Source organism: Mariniflexile soesokkakense (assembly GCF_039650365.1).
Taxonomy (GTDB): domain Bacteria; phylum Bacteroidota; class Bacteroidia; order Flavobacteriales; family Flavobacteriaceae; genus Mariniflexile; species Mariniflexile soesokkakense.
Genome location: NZ_JAZHYP010000002.1, coordinates 432,840 through 454,701, shown reverse-complemented (window position 1 = coordinate 454,701; position 21,862 = coordinate 432,840). Strand labels below are relative to the sequence as shown.

Sequence of the window (21,862 nt, the reverse complement as noted above, 5' to 3'; positions counted from 1 at the left end):
TGAAGCCTTTTTTCGTTTAATTAAAAGCATCATCTATTCCCTGTTGTCAATTTGGTAGGCTTTTGGTGTTTGTCCAAAATACTTTTTGAAAATTTTAGAGAAATAATTGGCATCATTAAATCCGCAAATAACACTTATTTCTGTAATCGTATAATTTGTGTTTTTTAATAATAATGCCGCTTTTTTCATTTGGATAGTGCTAATAAATTCATGAGGTGTTTCCCCAGTTATTTCCTTCATTCTTTTATAGAATACCGTTCTGCTTAATCCCATTTTAGATGAAATAGAATTGATGTTAAAGTCGGCCTCTCCAATACTTTGTTCAACAATTTGTTTTACTTGCTCAATAAATTTTTTGTCTTCGTCAGTATTTGTTAAAATATTCATAGAGAGTTCTGGGTTTTTACTTAAACTCTGAATTATTTTGTTACGTTGAGAAATAAGGGCATCTATTTTTAGCTTTAAATATTTGAAGTTAAAAGGTTTAGTAATGTAATCATCAGCACCAATTTTAATTCCTTCTATTTTTTTATGTTCGGATGAATTTGCAGTGAGGAGAATAATTGGGATGTGGCAGGTGTTGAAATTTTCTCTAAGCAATTTTACTGTGCCAATACCATCAACTAATGGCATCATAAGGTCGCAAACAATGATGTCTGGAATTTCTTTAGTTGCTACTTCAATACCTTTTTTACCATTTTCAGCAGTGAAAACATTAAAAAAATGCTTGAATTTATCCTCTAAATAATCGCGCATTTCGTCGTTGTCATCAATTACTAGTATGGAGTTTGATTTGTTGTTTTCTGTTTCAGCTTCTTCTTTATTTATGGTAGTTTCCAGTTTAGGTTGGTAAAAGTTGCTTGCATTAACTACTACATCGTTAATTTCGATTTCTTCACCAGAATAGTAGTTTTTACGAATAGGTATATATATAATAAAACTGGTACCTTTATTTAATGTGCTATTTATCTCTATAGTACCTTTATGACAATTTACTAATTCTTTAACATAAAACAATCCGATGCCTGAGCTGTTTTCGCTTTTTCCAAAACGTTCAAATAAGTTTTTTTGATCTTCTTTAGAGATACCTTTACCTTGGTCTTTAATTTTAAGTTTTATAAACTCATTATTTTTAGCAAGTTTTAAAGATATTTCAATGTTTTTATTGGCGGGTGTGAATTTAATTGCGTTTGATAGTAAATTATAAATAACCTTTTTGAGTATTTTAACATCTATATATCCAGATATATTTTTCTGTTTGTAATTAAATATAAGGTTAATACCTTCTTTAGTAGCCAAAGGCATAAATTGTGAGTGAATATTTTTAATGAAATTAATAATATTGGTATTTATTAAATGTAGTTTCATTTTCTCTTCTCTAATTTTTCTAAAATCAAGAATCTGTTCAACTAAATTTAATAAGTATGTTGTGCTTTTTTGAATTTTATTTGTGCTTATTTTGGTTGTTTTAGATGTATTTTCGTCATCAATTATATCCTGTAAATGACATGAGATTAGTGTGAGAGGTGTTTTGAATTCGTGAGAAATATTAGTGTAATACTCAAGTTTTTTCTCATTTAACTTATCTGCAAATACAATTTCATTTTTAGCTGAAATTTGCCTCTTATAAAGGTATAAGAATGTAAAAAGAATGATGCCAAAGAATATGAAAGTTAAAAAATAACCTAAAAACGATTTAAAAAAGGGAGGGGTTATATTAACTTTAAATTTAAGTTTTTCAGGTAATTCTACGCCATCACTATTGGTTGCTTTTAATAAAAATGTATAGTTTCCATGTGGAAGGTTTTGGTAGGTAGCTGTATTGTTTGTTAGTGGAACACTCCAATTAGTATCGAAATTATCTAATTTGTATGAATATTGAATTTTATCAGGATTTTTATAATCTAAAACAGAAAAGTCAAATCGGATAGTGTTTTGGGTATATAATAAACTTACCTCATTTTCATATTCAATATTTTTACTGATTATATTTGATTTTCTTGGTAACTGTTCGCTGCCGTTTACGAAGAATTTTGATAAAACCAACGGAAAAACGGTTGTGTCTTTTGTTATGTTTTTTGGGTTGAATGTTAAAAACCCCTTATGATGCCCAAATAAAAAATCGCCGTTTCTTAATATGGAGACACAGCCTTCAGTGAAGTAATTTAGACCGTATTCTTCAACAAAAAAGTTTTCAAATTTATTGTTTTTAGGATAATATTTGTTTAGACCTAAACTAGTGCTTATCCAAACGTTCTGGTCAGAGTCTTCTTGCATAGCAAAAATTTTGTTTGAGGATAATCCGTTAGACATGTCTAAATGGGTCCAATTAAAAATACGGTTTTTAAGATTTGCATAATTCAGAACGTTTATACCGCCTCCCATAGTTGACACATAAATACTTTTATTGGTTGCTTGAAATATGTGGTCAATGGAATTATAGCTTAAAGAATTAATATCTTTCTTTATATTTTTAATAGAAATGAATTGTTTGTTTTTTGTTTTTAATTGATTAGAAGGTAGAATGTTAAGTCCTTCAGAGGTTCCAATCCACAAATTGTCATCGCTATCAAAAAATAAGCAACGAACATAATTGCTTATTAATTGATTATTTGAGTTTTTTTGGTTAAAAGTAATTATTTGTGGGTTATTAAATGGACTTGATATTTGAGCTAAGCCTGAGCCGTGAGATCCAATCCAATAGTTTTTATTTTTATCTTGTGTTATAGCATAAACCGTATTTAAAGCTTTGGACTTGTTTGTGTCAAAATGTACTATTTCTAGATTGTCAGTATTTGTATTAATTATATTTTTAATTACAAACAAACCTTTGCCTTTTGTGCCTATCCATAAATTGTTTTCAGTATCGATATATAAACTGTAAACATTAATGTTTTTAAGTTTTATCTTGTTTATTGCTGAAAGATCGTCCGGAAACGTGTACTGTAATTTGTATTTGTTATAACAAAATATTTTACCTCCTTTACTGCCTAACCATAACCTTTCCTTTTTATCTTGAACAGATGCGCGTATTTCGTTTTCATAAATATTTTCTGGGTTGTCAATGGGGTAATGCCAAATAAAATTTTCTTTAGAAAGATTAATTTTATTAATACCGCCATACATGGTGCCTACCCAAAGGTTTTTAGAGGAATCTTCAAAAATTTCCAACACAATATTTGATGAAATGCTTCCTACTTTTTCTTCGTTGGATTTATAGGTTATAAATCTGTTTTCGGTTCTATTGTATAAAAACAGACCCCCTCCATGAATTCCAACCCAGAGGTTTTTATTACTATCCTCCAAGATTCTTTGTTTGTCTGAATCACCTAAAAATAGGCGGTCGTTTGCTTCAAGGTCGAAGTATTCAACCTTTTTTGATATGATATTGTATTTGAAAACGCCTCGCTTTTGGGCAATAAACCATGTGCTGTTAAAACTGTCATTATAAAATCGAGAAATACCATCAAAATTTTCATGGTAAATGCGTGACGTTTTATTCGTTTCTAAATTGATTTCAAAAAGAAATTTTTGAGACCCAGCAAGTACAATTTTATCATTAAATTGATTTATGGACAGTATTGGATTGCCTTCTAATTCATAGTTTACATTAGTATATGGGGTGAATTTATTATTTTCTACTGAATATTTGTAAATTCCATGAGATTTAGTTCCAAGCCAAATTTTCTTTTTGTAAGAATAGAAACTTGTAAAGCTTATATTTTCGAAATAGGTGTTTATTGTTTTTCCATTATTTGATAAATTTATTTTTATTAATCCCTTCTCCGTTCCTGTCCAAATATTTCCTCTATGATCTTCAAAAACAAGATTAACGTTATTGTTTGTAAGTCCGTTTTTTGTGTTAAAAATTTCTGTGCTTAATGATCCATGATTGTTTAAATATTCTATTCTAATGCAACCGTTCTTACCCCATGCCCATATATCACCATTTGAAACAATCTTAAAACCTTCAACAGGGAAATCATTTTTAAGTATATGCTTATTTAAGTTTAGTACTTCATTTGTAACAGGATTAACTCTTTGTAAACTTAAGTCGTCTGCCCAACACCATATAAAGCCTTTTTTGTCTTCAACTATTTTAACCATTCGGCTATTGGTTAAGCTTGTTGTGTCGCCAGGAATCGAGTTATAATTTTTAAAGTTTTTGCCGTCAAATCTACTAAGACCATTTAAAGTGCCAAACCATAAATAACCCTGCTTATCTTGAATAATGTCTCTTACCGAGTTATCTGGGAGACCGTTTTTTATATTAAGGTTCTCTATATGTATATTTTGGGCGGATAAGGTTATGTGAAGCAGAAAATAAAAAAAACAGAATTTGTACTTCATGGCACCTAACAAAATTTAAATTAGTTTTAATTAATCTAGTATATGATGTTGTAACAACTTAATAGTATAATAATAAGACAATATGCGATAGTTTTAAGAAATTTCACCAAAAGGTAAAGGTTATAAAAGTAGCTTTCCTATTAAAAAAATCACTTTTATAACCTTTGTTTTATTATTTATTATTGAATGGTAATTAGTTTGCTATTTATTTGACTATCAGTTCCTTTTAGGGTCAATAAATAATTGCCAGACGCTAACTTATTTCTCTTTAATATGATGGAATTTTTACCAGTAGAATATGCTTTTTCTGCGATATCAAATACTTTCACCCCCATTAAATTATAAATGGAAATTCCAATTTTAGAAGCATGTTTTAAATTGAAGATTACATTGGTTTCTGTTGAAAACGGATTTGGATAGTTATACATACCTTGTTCAATTATAATATCATCTAAACTTAAAGTAGCGGATTCTGAATAGCCTAAATCTGGTGCAGCACCATTGTAGGGAAATCCAACATCATAACCTGCATCAATAAGATCACTGTCCGGAGCTAATTTCATGAAATCTGTATCAGGAAGACTACCATCAGCTTGTCTAGAAGCCATTAATAAAGTGTCATCAAAACTTATAAAATCGCTTCCAGTAATGGTTACAGGTAGATCAAAGTAATTATTGTTTAATATACACCGTGGTTTATCTATGTCTGTTAACTCTTGTAAAGTTGCACCACCTCCAAGGTTGTTAGCCATGATGTGATCCCAACCAGGGACATCGGTAGCATAATCTGCAGGATTTAATGCTTTACAATTAAGCATGTTATAATTAACGGGGTTTTTATAGGCCGTATTATTATACCACTTGTTTCCATTCAAATGATGGTTTGAATAAAACCCTCTAAGCCTATTTCTCACGGCTATAGAAAATTGAATAGTATTCATTGGGATTGGTGCATATCTTGAGATAATATCGTTGTAAGGAGTGCCTCCTTTTCCATAACCACCAGCTTTAAACCCGGTACCATCGCCACGGGGAGCAAACCCTACTGAGTAGCCATTATAAAATGCCCAGCAGTGATCTATTAAAACAGGTTCGCCTGAATTGATTAAATCAAATCCATCATCGCTATTAAACCATGCACGGCAACCTCTAAAAACATTGCCAGTATCTCCATTTCTAACATGGCAGCCAAAACCATCAACGTTACCCCCAGTACCGCCTTGAGAAACCGAATCCCAGTTTTCGTAAGCGTCACAGTTTAGTATTAAATTATTAGACCCTCGTAAAATGTATACACCAATGGCCATATTATTGTGCATGCTAATATTTTCTAGCGTGTTGTTGCTACCTTGAATTTCAAAACACTCAGATTGGGTATGGGTAGTTATTGTTACTTGTACTCCAATGATTTCAATGCCTTTAATATGTATGTTGCTACCATTTATGAAAAATGCGGTAATACGGTAGTTGGCGGGTTTAATGTTTTGGTAATCAAAAACGGGTTTTTCATCTTGATAAGCAAAATAGTTAATACCATTTTTGTCAAGCTTTGTTACGTAAACCCAAATACTGCTATACTGGGCTATTTGGTCTACTCTCATGGTATAAAGCCCACCACGTATGTATACTGTGTCACCGCTACTAGCTAATTGTTGAGCTCTTTTTATAGATTCAACAGGGTTATTTATATCTCCGCTGTTAGCATCGTTACCATCTGGCGCTACATAATAATCTGTTGCATTAGAAAATATGCTAACACACAGAATAGTAATAATAGTTAAATATTTCTTTAGCATCCTTTTATTTTTTAGTTAATGATTTTTATAATTATGGAACAGTCCAAGTGTTACTTCATAAATTATTTGTGTTTAATCGTTTTCTTTTAGGTAAAAAAAATAGATTTTTAGAAAATTAAATTAATGAATTTTAATTTATTAGTCTAAAAATCTATCTGAATAAGTATATTTATAAAGTTACAGAATTGATAAGCTTCAAAAACAATATGTTTAAGATTGCTGTAAATCAACTTTAAAACAGTTTAAAAAATTAAAAGACTGTTCTGTGTTTTACTCTTCTTTTCTCCAGTTAAATGGTAAATACCAGTTGGCGGTGTTCATCAACTTGGTGCGTACTTCATCGGCTTTGGGATTACCTTCTTTAACTAATTTATCATAAATTTTATCAGCTAGAAAAGCAGGGTCATTACGGCGGAGAGCAATACGGACTAAATCTCCCCAACGGTCACCTTCAAATGCTAATTCTAAAGCTGCTTCTTTAATAAGGTTGTTTTCAATTGAAATTAAACTGTCTCCTACTACTTCTGCTCTTTGAACATAGGCACGCCCACGCACACCGCCGTTACGATGCCAATCTCCACGGAAATAAGGGAAATCACCTTGTCTAGCATCAAAATTATATGGGAAAGGAAGTTTGGTTTGTTCAATATTAGTGACGTCTGTTTCTCCATTAACGGTATATTCAGCCTGTAGACCAAAATTTAAAAGGGCATTTGCCAATCTATGTTCTCCATCACGATTTGCTGCTTCAGCATAGCGTAAATGAAGTTTAGCTGCACGATAAAGCAACCAATCTCCATCCCTTACAAATAAATCAATAGGTGTTTTAGTTGTTGAATTTAGATAGCGGTATAGATATTTCATGATAACTGGTTGACCGTTAATCATGTTGTAAGAGAATTTTTGTCCTCTTGCATCGTAAGGAAAGCCATTTCGTTGTACTTGATTATCCCAAAGATGAATAGCATTTTGCGCTGGTTTTACTAAATATTTACCACCTTGATTTGAAAATAGGTCGATAAATGGGTTTTTAGGTGCAAAATCACTATCAAAAGGTAAAGACCAAACCCATTCTGTGTTCCACAAAGCATCTTTTTCTCTCGCAAAAATAGATCTCCAACCTTGGGTGTTATTATCAACTAACGATCTGGCGTCTTGTTCTCTGAATCTTAAATAACCCACAGCTAAATCATTATTGGTAGCTATTTCGGCATATTTAACTCTATAAGTATCGAAACGTTCAGAATCGTTACCGCTTCCAGTACCTGTTTCCATAGCCATTTTATAGTGGCTTGCAGCTTCTACATAATTCCCTTTCCATAATTGAAGGTCTCCTAAAACACATTCTTTGTTAATGAAAAATTTAGCAGTATTGTAGCCATCTACATTAATTACTAATGAACTACCTGCACTATAAGTACTTGTATAAGGTAAACTTTCAGTAAAGTTAACCAACTCATCTATTAATTGGTTAAAAGGGATTCTGGTGTACTGGTTTAGGTTTTGTATATCATTAATGTTTTCTATTGGCTCAGTAATATAAGGTACTTGCCCGTAATGCATACCCAATTGTAAATAAAGCCAGCTGCGCAGGGTGCCTATATCAGAATAGCGTTCATTAAATTCATCAACATCTATTCTATTATCTTCAGCCATTGCCTTAAAGTTTTTAAGGACATCGTTACATAGATTTATTACCTCATAAAAATCTTTAGGGTTGGCATAAGGGTTGTTTATACTTACAGAATGCTCATTTAATTCTTGCAGGGTTAAACCCGCATTAATGGTAGGGCTAAGTAAATCTGCTCTTAATTCGTTAAGGACTACATATTTTTCTGCAAGTCCCATAAGCTTACCATAAATACCAACTACGGCCGCATCTGCATCAAAAACATCGCGGTAAACTTGATCGCTATTTAATCTATCTTGTGGATCAACTTCAACATAATTTTGGCAAGAAGTTAAGCAGAAAAGAACACCTATGGCACCTAAAAAGTAATTGTTCCTAATATTTTTGATCATTGTTTTCATTTTTATAACTCTAAAATTTTATAAGCATTATAGTCCTAAGCGCAATCCTATTTGTACTGTCATGAATTGGGGCATAAGACCTATATCGGCTCCTTGTCCAAAAATGGATGAAGTAGCGCTAAACTCAGGGTCGAAACCTAAGTAATCTGTTAATGTAAATAGGTTATTACCACTTGCATAAAGTTTCATGTATTTTATATAGTTTGAATCTACATCAATATCATAAGACACTACAAGTGTTTTAAGTCTTAAGTATGAACCGTTTTCAATCCATCTGCTAGAAAAAGAAGCATTTCCTAAAGGATCTCCCCAGGTAGCTTTTGGTATTGAAGTTTGTTGCCCTTCGGCTACCCAACGGTTTTCTATAGCTCTGCTTTGATTTTCATAGCCACTCATTTTTTCTTGATTTTGACGCACACCATTGTATAAGTCATTACCTACTGAAAAGTTGAAAAGACCAGAGATACTTAATCGTTTATAACTGAAACTGGTACTGATGCTTCCTGTAAAATCTGGGTTTGGATTACCAATAACTTTACGGTCGTTTTCATCTATTACGTTATCCCCATTAAGATCTTCAAATATAACATCACCGCCAGCAAAAGGCATTAAGCTTCCATTTTCTAAACGGCGAGATAAGCCTGCAGCGTTGGCTTGGGCAGTAGTGCTATAAACACCATTAGCTTGATAGCCAAAGAATAAGTTGGCTTCTTGCCCCTCATCGGTTATATACGTAGCACCACCAAATTGAGTAAGAATACGGCTATTTGGAATTCCTAAAACCTCATTTTTGTATTGGGCTAAGTTTACACCTAAATCAAATTTGATATCTGACGTGTTTACTATTCTACTATTAAGCCCTAATTCAACGCCACTGGTTTTCATAGAGCCACTGTTAGATACTATATAGTCAAAACCACTAGTTGTATTAATAGTTTCGTAGGTAATCATATCTGTGGTTTTGTTTTCGTAAACATCTACTGATGCATTGAAACGTTCATTAAATAAAGCCAAATCAGCTCCTAAATTAAATTTACGTACAGTTTCCCATTTTAATTTTGGGTTTCCAATATTTCCTCTAACTAAGCCTTGAATACCTAATAGGTTTTGAGAAACGTAAAGTTGTTGTGCGGTATAGTTTCCTATATCGTCATTACCACTTAGCCCAATGCTTGTACGGAGTTTAAGCAGGTCTATGGCACTTGTGTTTTTCATAAAACCTTCAGAAGAGATTAGCCATGCAGCAGATAAAGAACCTAATGCAGCAAAATTAATGTCTTCTCCAAATCGGCTAGACCCATCATAAGATGTATTCATGGTTAAGTAATATTTATTTGCATAATTGTATTCTGCGCTTAAATAGCTGTTAACCCAATTCCATTCACCTAATGCACCACCTACTTGTCTTAATAAATTGCTTCCAGCACTTACAGTGGTAAAATCATCAGTAGCAGAATTAAAACCTAAACCAAGATCGCTCTCAGATTCGTTTGATTGTGTACGCAAACCAACCTTTACATTAAAATTGTGCTTGTAATCAATACTTTTGTTGTAGGTTAAATAACCATGGGTATAAATTGAAAAATATTGTTGCACTTCACTACCACTACGGTTTTTTGCAATTGCTGTGGGTAGTATAATATCGGCTACTCCAAAATCTGGAATAAAAAAGTTTTCGCGTTCCTTGTTTAAGGTAAGGCCAACTAATAGATTTGCTTTTAATGATTTATTTATATCATATTGGAAATTTAAATTTCCGTAGAAACGGTAGTTTTTATTAATCCCTATACTATTGTTGATGATGGCAACAGGATTACTAACATTAAAAATATCTACATCTGCTAAATTTGGCGACACTTCACCAGTAGCATTTATAGCGTTTATTGCAACAAAAGGTGATTTTGTAAGTGCTAAATGCATCGGGCTGGTTTTGTAGGCTTGCCCTTGGTCGAGTTGGTTTTCTGTATTATAAATAAACGATAGATTAGCGTCAACCGAAAGTTTTTCCGTTAAGCGTAAAGCAGCATTAAGTCTTGTGTTATAACGTTGTAAACTTGTATTGCCTACAACACCTTCACTATTTAGGTAGCCAACAGAGATGCCGTACTTTGCAATATCGTCACCACCTCTAATTTTTAAATAATAGCTTTGGTTTTCACTTGCTTTAAACACCTTGTCTTGCCAGTCTGTCTCATTATGATACTGATAATATGAACCACTATCGGTATTATCAAGCATCCATGGTCTATTTGCAATTTGTTGTTGTGTATCGCCCCTAGATGCCAACAATTGTGATAAATATGTTCTATACGCACCCGATTTCATTACTGGTAACTCCTGAGGATCTTGATTGATGCCACCATACATAGTGAAATCAATTTTTGTGCTCAAATCTACAGGGCGTGTTGTGGTGATTATGATAACACCATTAGCACCTTTTGTACCATATAAGGAAGATCCGTCTTTTAAAACAGTAACATCTTCAATATCCTTAACGTCTAACATAGAAAGAGGGGAAGTGCCATTGAATTGTATAATGCCTGAGCCATAATCCTCATCATCGTATATCATTCCGTCTAAAATGATTAGAGGTTTGTTTGTTGCGTAAAGAGAATTGAAGCCTCTTAAAGTTAAATACGCTCCAGCTCCGGGTACACCAGATTTTCCAACACTGTTAAGCCCTGCAATACGACCTTGTAAAAAGTTGCCTATAGATTGGTTTACAGGGTTGCTCCACTGATCTTTTTCAAAGTCTACAACTTGAGCTGCATTTGGGTTGTTATATTGTAATTTGCTGTTTTCAGGTAAATTCGCGGTTTGATAAAACTGAGAATAACTCGCCTCAAAAAGAGTGATTTCTAATCCAGTGTTTTTGTTTTTTAAAGGAAAAACTTTAGTTTGGTAATCTTGACCACTTACAATAAGTAAACTGTTTAAGTGCGGAACATTTATGGTAAAAGTTCCATCTTCTGCAGAGATTGAAGCAGAAAAATCTTTTACAGTAATATTTATTCCTGAAATTCCTTTTCCAGTTACAGCATTTTTTATGATGCCTTTAATTTGGATACCTTCTTTGGTTTGGGACCCTACAGTTGTAGATTTTGAAAGACTTTGAGCGTATAGACCCGTGTCAATCCCACCGAATAACAGTATGCATAATAGACTGGTTAGTTGCAATATTTTGAGCATAATAATTGGTTTAAAAGACATTTATTTAATTACTGGAACTAGTTTTAAGTAATCTAAGCTTAACGTGTTATTACCGTTTACTCCTGTGTTAGCGGCAATGAGTGAAATAAGGTCAAGCCTACCTGATTCATTAAGAGTAAACTCTCCTATAAAAATTTCATCATATGTATTTGGTGGAACATCTGTATAGGGAAGTTCCGCTATAGGATCGGATACTGTACCGTCGGGCATGACTGTGCCACCAAATCGTAAACTTTGTTGAAAGGTGTTTGTCTGAATATCGTTAATAGCTCTCCAGTACACTTTGTAAGTGGTGCTATATAGATTATTTGCACTGTAATTAATGGCAAATAAAGGTACCCCGTGATTTTGAACCATGATGTCATATAACAACACACCATCTAAATCTTCTTTTTCTCTGTAAAATGTGTTAGCACGTTTATCATTTCTACTAAAGCCGGTTGGTACTTCTCCTTCTATTTTAGTTGTAAGTAAGCGTGTTTCAAGTGGTACATCCAAAGAACTCATTATATAAACAATACCATTGCTTAATTGTACCTCTTCTACAATGTTAGCTTTATTAATAGGCACTTTAACTCCAAAACGGGAAGTAAGCGTATCTGGTAGATTTTCACGTGCAACCGCTTTATGAAAAGCAAAATCTCTAGCTGTAAAATAGCTAGCATAAGTGGTAGTAGAATCTGTATTGCTCTTAGTTAAATATGGTTCTAATTTTTGAACTTCACTATTATAGGCATCATCTTGTAATAAGAAAAAAGTGTATTTATTTTTCTCATTATTTAGGTTATAAACATTTGTTAGATATGAATTTGTAAGCGAGTCTGCATAAATTTCATGAAACTCGTTTGCTTTAGCGATACTATCAGATCTATACAGGTTAAATTCATTTAGAGTCAATAAATAAGAACTCATAGCATTGCTACCTGTTTTGCCTTTTAGATATTGCCAAATGTTTGATTTTGGCTCTAAAGCTTTATTAATAATATGAAACAAGCCATTTGCGGCATATTGGTCTGCAGTTACAACATTCGCTTCTGCCATTACAGTACCATTTTTAAATTCTAAATACTTGTTTGAAAGCATTTGTACCGTTACGGTATCTTTTTTGCTTACCGATGAAAAAGCTGTTAACGCAATGTGGTTTTGTACAAATAAACGTTTGCTGGCTAAGTCATTTAATAGAACTGGATCAACTTGCCCCATGGCTTCATTGGTAGGAGCCCAAACAGTATAAGTTTTCGAATTAGACAACTCATTATCAAAACCAGTTTCAGCTAAAAGTTTCCCAAACTCTGAAGTTTCCGAGGTGTTCTTTATGCGTTCGCTAAGGGTCTGTTTAAGGTTATTGTCATTCGTGTTACTGCGGTCTTCCCAAGGGTCTGAGCAAGATACTGCAGCAACAAGAGTAATACTTGCAACCAAGCCTTTTATGTATGTATTAATTGATATCATCCTTACTGGATTAAGTTTAACTATTATTTTTTGTTAATTTTAATTGTTTATTGATAGATTAGTCCATCTCCACCTGCTTGAAACTTAGGATATAATTGGTCCATGTCTATAGGCCTAAATTCTACGACATCTAGCCATGTTTGACCATTACTACTGTCTTGAATAGCTTCAAATGTTAATTTATGTCTTCCGGTAGTTGGAACATCTACAATACCAACTAATCTGCAATTAAATCTGTTTGTAGAAGGTTCTATATGTCTTTTGTAACCTTGAGATTCTAAAACACGTTCAGGCTCGGTGGTGTTGCCATATTCTCTAAAATTAATCATTCTAGATAATGGTTCACCGTTAAATGAAACTTGTGTTGCTGGTGAAGATCTTTCATTAGTTCTGTAAGACACCCAAACTTTATATTTACCTTTAATGATAACAGGAGTAGTAAAAGTAATAGGGTCTAAAAATCCGTTTCTAAAACGTAATAATTCTATAATATCTCCATGCCAAGCCCTATCAAGATAAGCACCGTCTCCAATGGATGCTGCAGAATATGTTAATGATTGGTCGTCTGGCCAATCAACACCACTAAGCTCACTCTTTTTCAATGAAACAAAATTACCAGGTTTTCTAAAAACAGAGCTTAGTTGTCTGATTTCAGGTTGGTCACCTAAATCAAAGTACACGGGTAGAGGGAATCTCTTTTTAATAAAAAAGTTGTCTTTAACATAGTGCAATACACCGTTAGAGGCTGTTACATCACTATTACTACGATTAATTTCTACACCTTTTTCTAAAACGCCATTAAAGGTTTCTTGGTTTATTAAAAGACTATCAGCAACTAATTTAAAAGATATAACCTCTAAAGGTGCTTTTGTTAGTGCCGCAGGAGTTACTGCTAAGTCGGCTAAATAATTTAGCCCTGGTAAAATACGATAAGCAACAAACAAATTAAGACTATCCAAAGGGTTCATTGGATCGTTTAAATGGCTGTACTTGGTTTTTAAATCTTCAATAGTATTTAAACCACTGTTTTGAAATACGGCATCGGTTTGTACAAGAACACTTAGGTGGCTAGAAATACTGTCTTTGTCGTAGGTAACTGGAAGGTTTAACTTGTCGTACCAACCTGTAACTTTAAGAGCTTCAGTAAAAAGACTTAGTGATGTGTCTTCTTCTATGCTTTTAGCTAAGGTTTTGTTTGCAACGCGAAGTACTTTATCTAAAACATGTATAATACCATTTCCAACAATTATGTTAGAGTTAGAAATACGTGCTTCTTTATTGACTGTTATACTTGATACCCCATCTAAAAATGTTGCTCCTGTTATAAGGAATTGCCCTTGTAAACTTGGGCTTGCAATTTTACCGTCGGTGAAGGATGTTGTGTTAACACTTTCAGATAAAATATGAAGTTTCGCTAATTCTTTAAGATCTTCTAATGGTACATCTTTAACAGAATTGACACCTAAATCATTTAATAATTTTGTAACAGCTTCATTACTTGGCAGGAACAGTGTGTAGGTTCCATACGTATTCATAAAAGAAGCATAATCGGTAATTTCTAAAATTTCTAAAAATAGCGAGTAATCGGCTTTATTAGCTTTTAAAAATTCCGTAATGTTCAAAGTCTCATCTGTAGACTCTTTAAATTTTTCAGACGTACAGTTTAGAACAAAAATAGTCACAACAACTGTAAGCGAAAGTCTCAATAAATTGTGTAAATTAAATAAATTTTTCATGACTTTATTTTTTATTTGTAAAACGGATTCTGTACAAGTGCTTTGTTAGTAAATAACTCATTTTCATTTATAGGCAGATAATGGCTATTAGAATCTTTTAATTTGGTGGTTATACTTTGTTGTTGATTTGCAGGAGCACTTTGCAGGGCTATGCCTAATAGGATATTTAGATAGGCATAATTTTCTTTACGTGAATTACGTAAAATGTCAAACCAGCGTTTGCCTTCAAAAGCAAATTCTCTTGAGCGTTCTGCAAGAATGTATAATCTAATACCATCTTTATCTTCAAAAGATAGTTGTTGAGCGGTTTCATTAATGGCATTACGTTTTTCGCGAATTAAATCGACAATAGCTAAAGATTCTTCACCTCTACTCAATTCGTTAAGGGCTTCAGCTTTCATTAATAATACATCTGCATAACGGTAAACAAACCAATGTGTATCTGATTCTTGTAAAGATTTACGTTGCTCTTGGTTTAGTCCCGTATACTTATAAATTTCATTAGTTCCAGGTACTAGAGATGCTCTTTCACCACGAAAGTCTTTGTTTAGAGCGTCTTCAAAGTCAATACCAAAAACACCTTCAAGTACTGCGGGTGCAGCTAGATATTGTGGGCGTTGCAAAAATATAGAGTAAAACGGATTTAGGTTTTGAGTGGTATATTGAAGCTCAAATATGCTTTCGGTTGAATTTCCTCTTGCAAAAACCGTTGTAAACCATTGTAAACTGCCATCTATTAGTGCGAAATCTCCAGAATTTATTACTTTATCAGCGGTTACTAAAGCAGCTTCATAATTTTCTTGCCACAAATAAACATCGGTTAACATCGCATTGATGGTGTGCTTTGTTACACGCCCTTTGTTTTCTGCATTAGTACCATAATCTTCTATTGCAAAACCCTCTGCTTTGGTTAGGTCTATAACTACTTGTTTAAAAACATCAGCTTGTGGGGTTGTTGGTATTTGAAAATTGTCTTGATCTGAAAGTGTTGCTGTTAGTTTTAAGGGAACATCTTTAAAAGATCGGGCTAATGTAAAATATAGATAAGCTCTAATTGCTAAAACTTCAGATAAATAATTGTTAAGTTGTGTTTGGGTAAGTGTAGGGTCATTTGCTAAAACACCTGGTGCCAAATCTATAACGGTATTACAATAATTAATGATACGGTAAAACTGCGACCAAGTAGTAAGATCATTTGAAGGCAAAATATTTGAAGTAATCATATCAACTTGATCATCGGACATGAATCCTCCAGGACTTACCATGTCTCCTCTTAGCTCTCCATACATAAAAATATATTCTGAAAGGGTAAGGTCACTTTCTGAAGGAGGTGTGGTTAGCATGGCAGAATAGATGCCTATTACTGCTGCTCGAACATCTTCTTTTGTTTTCCAAAATTCCTCGCGTATGGTACCATCTTCAGGTTTTAAATCTAAATAGCTATCACAAGATAAATTTAGTGTTGCTATAAAAATAGCTATTATGTATATAATTTTAGTTCGCATGTGTCAAATAGTTTAATATTAAAATCTGGTTCTAAGGCCTATTGTAAAACGACGGGTAGGAGGCGTTCTAGAATAGTCTATAGCTATTCCGAAAGGATCTCCTCCTCGCATATTTACTTCAGGATCTTGACCACGGTACTTGGTAAAAGTTAAAATGTTATCTGCTGTGAAATAAATATTTAAATCTTCAAGCTTTAAACTTTTTAGAAAATCTTTGTTAAATTGGTAGCTAAAGGTTGCAGATCTAAATCTTAAGAACGATGCATCTTCAACATATCTGTCAGACCCAAGCCAGTTGTATGCCGCACCATAAACAGCACGTGGCATATTTGTTACATCTCCAGGGTTTCTCCAGCGAGATAGTGTGGCGGTACTTTGATTATCGTATGAGTACATATTTGTTGTTAACATATCTGTACCATTTACAATATCATAATTTAAACGATAAGTAAAGAAAAGTAATAGTTTAAACTGTTTGTTAAAGGTGATTGAAGGTCCAAATCCTCCTGAAAATTTAGGGTTACTGTTACCAAGGTATACCACATCACGGCTATCTATATTACCGTCTTTATTAACGTCTTCATAGATGGCATCCCCAGGTTGAAACAAATAGTCTGTATTTGGGTAATTAAAACGCATATAAACAATTTGTCCATTAGGACCTGTAATAACATTGCCATTAGCGTCTTTGGTTTGCGTAGAGGCTAAATCTGGATATACACCTTTAAATCTGTATCCATAAAATGAACCAAACGGATTGTCTGTTTGAAGGAAACGCTTAAACTGGCCGTTACGGTCAACAAAACCACTCTCACTTGGATAGAATTCAGAGATTTCACGAATTACATTTTCATTTCTAGAGATGTTAAAGTTGAAATCAACGCGCCATTTATCAGATTTATAGGGCGTGGTGTATAGCCCTACTTCCCATCCTTGGTTATCAAGAGTTCCTACGTTTTGATCGGAAATATCAGAGTATCCCGAAACGGTAGTTACATTTAAATTTTGAAAAAGAAGGTCTTTAGTTCGGTTTTTGTAAAGATCTACATCTAGTATAACACGTTTGTCAAATAATTGTAAGTTGATACCTAAATTTTTACCTGTTAAGGTTTCCCATCTTAAGTTACTCAACTCCATATTTTGTGGATATACACCATTGTACCCCAAATATTCCGAGTTAAAGTTTCCGTAAACGTTAAAGTAACGATAGTCATAACGAGGCGCTCTACCAGATTGCCCTAAACTAGCACGAAAACTGAAGTCATCTACAAAATCAAATTTTTCCATAAACGGTTCTCCAGAAACTCTCCATCTTGCAGAAACAGAAGGGAATAAAGCATATCGGTTATCTGGACCAAATTTTGAATTTCCATCACCACGAAGTCCAACATTTACAATGTAACGATCCAATAAACTGTATTGTGTGTTAATTAATGCTGCAACACTACGCGATTGACTGTTGTTATTGTACAACCTTAACTCAGAATTTTGTGTTCTTGAAGGTACAGAAGGATCTGTTAAGAATACAGATGCTGTATTTGAGGTAAGCACTTGATGCGACTCATATCTATAATCGCTTGATTGTAACGATAATATGGTTTGAATGTTGTGTTTTTCTCCAATATCTGGGGTATAAATGAAATTGGTTTTAGAAGTTACACTAGTAGCATCCACATCAGCATCTGAAGCTTGGTTTACAACAGTTTCAGTAAACGGTCTTCCAGTAGCATTTTGTGGTAAAAATGCTTTGGCTTTAGTACTGTTAAAGTCAAACTGAAGGTCGAATGTTGAAATTAATCTATTAGGAATTAAATCTACTTTTAAATTAAAGTGAGGCACGATACGATGACCTGTTTGTTCATTTGAAGCATATTCTGCTAAGGCAACAGGGTTGTAAGTACGGGAGTAACCTCCTTGGATATTTTGCGCTGGCGAGAAATAATTTGGTGTTAAGTCTCCTAAGTCATCATATTCATATATACTCATGTTCGGCATTTTAGAATAAGCTACGCTTCTAACACGATCACCACTTCCAGTGCCATTTACATAATTACGTTGTGTATTTGTATTTGTATAAGATATGTCTGCTTTAAAACGAATTCTATCAGAAACGATATAATCTAAGTTAAGACGCCCATTAATACGGTCGAAGCCAGTACCTTTTGTTACACCTTTAGAATTGTAATATCCAAGAGAGGTAAAATAACGCGCTTTTTCGCCACCACCTTGTAAAGAGATGTTATGTTCGCCAGTAATACCTGTTTGAGAAATGGCATCTACCCAATTGGTATTATTACCATAATTTTTATACCAATATACTTCCTGTGGATCATACTGAAATTCTTTAACTGTAAGTGTGTTAAGAGGCGTTCCGTTACGATTCATAAATTCTTCAGGAATTAATTGAGAATATTGATCACCGCTTAACATAGGAATAGTGCGCGGAAGCTTAGACATGGTGCCTGTGTAGCTATACCCAATTTTTGGCGCACCTACTGCTCCTCTTTTGGTGTTAATAATCAATACCCCACTAGCGGCACGTGCACCCCACATAGCGGTTGCAGCGGCGTCTTTTAAAATGGTAATACTTTCAATATCGGAAGGTGCTACGTTTAAAAGTGCGGCATAACCCTGTTCATCTGCAGAACCGAAGTTAAAATCTTCAGGAATGGATGTTTCGTAAGGCATCCCATCTACCACCACCAAAGGGTCTGATGATCCTGTAATAGAAGAAGTTCCTCGAATTCGTATTTGCATACCAGCTCCAGGATCGCCAGAAGTTGCTGTAATATCAACTCCTGGTAGCCTACCTTGAAGTGCTTCATCAATAGAGGCTGCTTGTGTATTTTCAAGGTCTTTAGCTTGAATGGTAACAACACTTGTAGTTAAATTACGCTCTGCAATACTTAATAAGCCATCGTCAGCAGTTTTGGTTGCGCTAATAACAATTTCATCTAAGCCTTCAATGGAAACCTCCATGTTAAAAGTGAAGTTTCTTTGATTGCCAATAGTGATGGTTTTTGTTTTATAACCTATGGTTGAAATTACCAGCTGATTTTTGGTATTTTTTACACGAATAGCAAAATTTCCATCAAAATCGGTTATAACACCAGTGATAGTACGTTTTTCTGCATCTTGTTCTATTACGGTTGCACCAGCAAGGGGTTCTTTGTTTTCATCGAATATCTGACCTCTAATAATATTAGATTCTTGAGCTGAAAGCTGTAAAGATGTCATAGTGATTAAGACAAATGAAAAACAGTAAAAAAAGTGGGTAATATTATATTTCATTTTATTCTGTATATAAAAGATAATTATCAACTAAATGTACTAGTGAGCGATCGGCTAGGTTATTGCTGGCGCTTTTTATATAATTTGATAATCTGTTTTGTGAATCTACAAATGTTAGTTCTCCTGGGGCACTAATGATATTAACATATGTTTTTTCACCTAATCCGTTTTTGCGTAAAGTTTCCGTTTGGCCATTAATCAGCCCATCGTCAGATGCTGTACGAGTTGCTAATATGTGATACCTGATAAAGTCTTGTAATTTGTCTATATCTTGTTGAGCCGTTGGAGTGTAGTTAGGGACGCCGGTAGTAGTATTTCCAGGTATAACACCGTCTCTAGTGGCTTGTTGAATAGCTGCGTTATTAGGAATAACAAAGGTGTATGATGTACCTAATTCTACTCCTACAATAGTTCCAGCGGTGCGGTCAAGCAAACCTGAACCAAGCATTAAACGAACAAATGATTGAAATTGGGTATTTTGTACAGCAAGGTCAAATATATCGGTTCCTTGAAATTGCTCACTAAATTCAAGAATATTGTCTACATAATACGTTCTACCATTCCTTTGGTCTTCATACCCTAAAATGTTCACACGGTTTCCTAAAACTTCATTTCCTGCAGCAAATACTTGATTGTTTTCCCATTTAATATATTCTCCAGCTAAATCAAAATCTCCTGAGCGTATGATACCAGAACCAGACAAGTTATTTAACTCATCGTTAGGTGTAGGAATAATTCCGTTATATAGTACGCGTAATAGGCGTGTTCTTGCTAAGGTTCCAGCAACTGTAGTGCCAGTAGCAGGTGAGGTATAAACCCATTCACTGCGGTTAATGTTGTAATCAAAACCAAGGTTAAGTAGAACCTCATCAGAAGGTAAAAACAAGGTGTACTTACCTGAAAGGTTGCTTATTATTTCGCGATACCCTGAACCATCATTGTAAAGTCTGGTAGCTAAAGTGAATTTAGGGTCTAAGTATGCTGAGGTATAAACACTAAAGAATAGATTTGACTCTTGCACTTTGTTTGTGCCGTAAAAGAAACCGTTACTTAATACTTCAGCCTCATTTATATCAGTAGCTATGTCAATTCGGATGTCTTCATCCAAACCATTGCTGTATGTTGCTATTAGAGAAGGCCAAACGGCATTTTTAACCATATGAGCATTAAAGAAGTCTTCAAACACATATTTTGGTAATTTATCTAAGGCGGAATAATTTTTTAGCAGGATATCATCAATAAATTTTTGAAGCACTGTGTTTTCTGGTGCAAACATAGTGTAAGCATCATTTTGCCCATCATTATCAGACTCTTTAATGTAGTTTTCGTTATTTGGAGAAAAGAACAGTGCCGGATCGTATACTTTTACATAAGCTTTATCTGTTTTTCTTGTGAAGTTTTGATAGGTAGTGGTAGCATCTTGGTCGAAAATATAATTAACCAAATTTGTTTCCAATAAACTTCTAAAAAGACTGTAGTTAGAGCTTTCTTCAAGTTTTTGATCTAAATTGATTAATGGGAGAGAGACCTTGTCTACCTCATGTATAATTCCATTTTCTGCTACAATGTCTGCTTCTACAGTTTTTCCTTCAAGAACATTAAATCCAGTATAAGTTGAATTAGGGTAGAAATAGTTATAATCGTATGCACTCAACCCTAGGGCATCCATATATTCCTGTACAAAATAAGTTAAATATTTATTGTTGTTATCTCCAGGGATGTAGTAATCACCACCTGGTGTATTGTTTCTATTAGAACCTGCTACAACAATCGAATTTCCATTCACGGTTTTGGTTTGAAAACCATCATAATAGGCAGTTCTACGTCTAAAAGCATTATCTTCTTCCCATCCTGTACGAGATTGATAGTCTGATAGCCTTTCAGTACGAAATGCATTGTAGATAAGCGCATATCTAACAATTTTAGCAGCAGTTATAGAATCTATGCTCGATACATTTGCAATGCCCTTTTCTTGGAAAAAATTGGTAAATGCTTCATCATTAGGAGCCATCATGGTCCAATAACCAGCTTTACTTAAAATGTCTTTGTATCCAGCTTTTTCAATAAGGGCTGTTAGGTTATTAAAATTGCCACGAGCCTCCAATTGTTGATAGATTGGAGCCTCAAGATCGTCTGGTCTTGAATAATACTTATCAAATTCCTCTTTACTACTACAACTAGTAAGAAATGATATAAGAGGTAAGAAAAGTAAATAGTAGAGTATTTTTTTCTTCATTATGGGTTGACTTATAAAGTTGTTAATTTATTAGTTGATTGAAAAAATGTTAAAGGCATAGGTTGTTTTTTAACATTTTTATGAAATTGTTAACATATCAAAAATATTGTTATGTATTACGGTTTCTATCCTGTACTATCCTGTTTTGGTATTTTTTTTTAAAAATTAAATCTTTTTTAGTGTAAAAGTAACACTTTTTAGTGGTGGTTATAAGTATGGGTAACCTCAGGTGTCTTTTAATTTTTTATACAATTG

General features: G+C 33.7%; 9 protein-coding genes. All 9 read right to left on the bottom strand.

What is annotated here, in order from left to right; genetic code table 11:
* Positions 1-33: 33 nt before the first annotated feature.
* The 9 genes from VP395_RS05760 to VP395_RS05720 all read right to left on the bottom strand — a co-directional run bounded on the left by VP395_RS05760 (position 34) and on the right by VP395_RS05720 (position 21,607).
* Entirely contained in the window at positions 34-4,350 is a 4,317-nt protein-coding gene (locus VP395_RS05760; protein ID WP_346240796.1) for a hybrid sensor histidine kinase/response regulator transcription factor, read from the bottom strand.
* A 179-nt stretch (positions 4,351-4,529) separates the two neighbouring features.
* The gene (locus tag VP395_RS05755; protein ID WP_346240795.1) at positions 4,530-6,146 is read right to left on the bottom strand and encodes a right-handed parallel beta-helix repeat-containing protein; all 1,617 of its coding nucleotides are present in this window, start codon (positions 6,144-6,146) and stop codon (positions 4,530-4,532) included.
* A 270-nt stretch (positions 6,147-6,416) separates the two neighbouring features.
* Positions 6,417-8,168, bottom strand: a complete 1,752-nt coding sequence (locus tag VP395_RS05750; RefSeq protein ID WP_346240794.1) for a RagB/SusD family nutrient uptake outer membrane protein — start codon at positions 8,166-8,168, stop codon at positions 6,417-6,419.
* A 36-nt stretch (positions 8,169-8,204) separates the two neighbouring features.
* Positions 8,205-11,366 carry a SusC/RagA family TonB-linked outer membrane protein gene (locus tag VP395_RS05745; protein ID WP_346240793.1) on the bottom strand — a complete coding sequence of 1,054 codons (3,162 nt, stop codon included), beginning with the start codon at positions 11,364-11,366 and terminating at the stop codon, positions 8,205-8,207.
* A 21-nt stretch (positions 11,367-11,387) separates the two neighbouring features.
* The gene (locus tag VP395_RS05740) at positions 11,388-12,839 is read right to left on the bottom strand and encodes a fasciclin domain-containing protein (protein ID WP_346240792.1); all 1,452 of its coding nucleotides are present in this window, start codon (positions 12,837-12,839) and stop codon (positions 11,388-11,390) included.
* Positions 12,840-12,886: 47 nt separating this feature from the next.
* The gene (locus VP395_RS05735) at positions 12,887-14,575 is read right to left on the bottom strand and encodes a fasciclin domain-containing protein (RefSeq protein ID WP_346240791.1); all 1,689 of its coding nucleotides are present in this window, start codon (positions 14,573-14,575) and stop codon (positions 12,887-12,889) included.
* 11 nt (positions 14,576-14,586) lie between these two features.
* Entirely contained in the window at positions 14,587-16,080 is a 1,494-nt protein-coding gene (locus VP395_RS05730; RefSeq protein WP_346240790.1) for a RagB/SusD family nutrient uptake outer membrane protein, read from the bottom strand.
* An 18-nt stretch (positions 16,081-16,098) separates the two neighbouring features.
* Entirely contained in the window at positions 16,099-19,317 is a 3,219-nt protein-coding gene (locus VP395_RS05725) for a SusC/RagA family TonB-linked outer membrane protein (RefSeq protein WP_346240789.1), read from the bottom strand.
* Positions 19,318-19,372: 55 nt separating this feature from the next.
* Positions 19,373-21,607, bottom strand: a complete 2,235-nt coding sequence (locus VP395_RS05720; protein WP_346240788.1) for a fasciclin domain-containing protein — start codon at positions 21,605-21,607, stop codon at positions 19,373-19,375.
* Positions 21,608-21,862 lie beyond the last annotated feature (255 nt).

Excerpts from the sequence above, each read along its gene's own strand:
- VP395_RS05755 (WP_346240795.1), bottom strand. The coding sequence starts at position 6,146 with ATGCTAAAGAAATATTTAACTATTATTACTATTCTGTGTGTTAGCATA.
- VP395_RS05735 (WP_346240791.1), bottom strand. The coding sequence starts at position 14,575 with ATGAAAAATTTATTTAATTTACACAATTTATTGAGACTTTCGCTTACA.
- VP395_RS05745 (WP_346240793.1), bottom strand. The coding sequence starts at position 11,366 with ATGCTCAAAATATTGCAACTAACCAGTCTATTATGCATACTGTTATTC.
- VP395_RS05760 (WP_346240796.1), bottom strand. The coding sequence starts at position 4,350 with ATGAAGTACAAATTCTGTTTTTTTTATTTTCTGCTTCACATAACCTTA.
- VP395_RS05740 (WP_346240792.1), bottom strand. The coding sequence starts at position 12,839 with ATGATATCAATTAATACATACATAAAAGGCTTGGTTGCAAGTATTACT.
- VP395_RS05720 (WP_346240788.1), bottom strand. The coding sequence starts at position 21,607 with ATGAAGAAAAAAATACTCTACTATTTACTTTTCTTACCTCTTATATCA.
- VP395_RS05750 (WP_346240794.1), bottom strand. The coding sequence starts at position 8,168 with ATGATCAAAAATATTAGGAACAATTACTTTTTAGGTGCCATAGGTGTT.
- VP395_RS05725 (WP_346240789.1), bottom strand. The coding sequence starts at position 19,317 with ATGACATCTTTACAGCTTTCAGCTCAAGAATCTAATATTATTAGAGGT.
- VP395_RS05730 (WP_346240790.1), bottom strand. The coding sequence starts at position 16,080 with ATGCGAACTAAAATTATATACATAATAGCTATTTTTATAGCAACACTA.